The 655-nt window shown below is 61.5% G+C and carries 1 pseudogene; it reads left to right on the forward strand.

Going from position 1 to position 655, the window contains the following annotated elements:
* Nucleotides 1-88: 88 nt before the first annotated feature.
* Nucleotides 89-655: pseudogene (locus C442_RS19335) on the forward strand (hypothetical protein); the annotation flags it as partial.

Consider the following 655-nt stretch of genomic DNA (forward strand, 5'->3'; position numbering starts at 1 on the left):
GAGTGAGTGTCAACCGCCGTTCCAGCCGCTGTTCCGAATGAACCCACCCGTCAGAAGCAGTTAGCTGAAGACGCTTTGTGAGGTACTGATCCTGCGCGCCGGCGGCGTCCGAACCGGCTTCGGGCACCACGAAGAAGTCCGAACCTCGATGGAGTCGTGGACCCCCGATGCTGGCGAGGATCGCGACGCTGACCCCGGCTACTGGCGGTCGTCAGTTCTCTTGATGACTCCCCAAGAGATGAACTTCGGACAGTTGGACGGCGAACCCGAGCAGAAGCACAAAAAGGCCAAGACCGTGCTTGCGTGGGCCAGAGAGTGCATCGACAGCGACGTCCTTCAGGAGATCGAACGGTCCCAAGCCGAGGACATCAAGCAAGCATGGCGCGACGCCGCAGAAGCCGAACTGACTCAGCGCAAGATCGAACAGTTCGCTGAGGACCCGCCAGACAAACTCGATGGCTGGCAGAGACTTGACGCCGGCCACGACGCCGTTGAAGTGGCCTACGTCGCTGACAACCACGGGACGCCGTCGGTTGCAGCCGTGTTTGAGGGTGCTGACGGCGATCTAGAGGCCCACGAGTTCACGCTGGAAGCGTGGGACGAGAACGATGGGAATCCTCGCGAGGCCCGACTGAACCGGTACTGCGTCACCACT

Source organism: Haloarcula amylolytica JCM 13557, from assembly GCF_000336615.1.
Lineage (GTDB): Archaea > Halobacteriota > Halobacteria > Halobacteriales > Haloarculaceae > Haloarcula > Haloarcula amylolytica.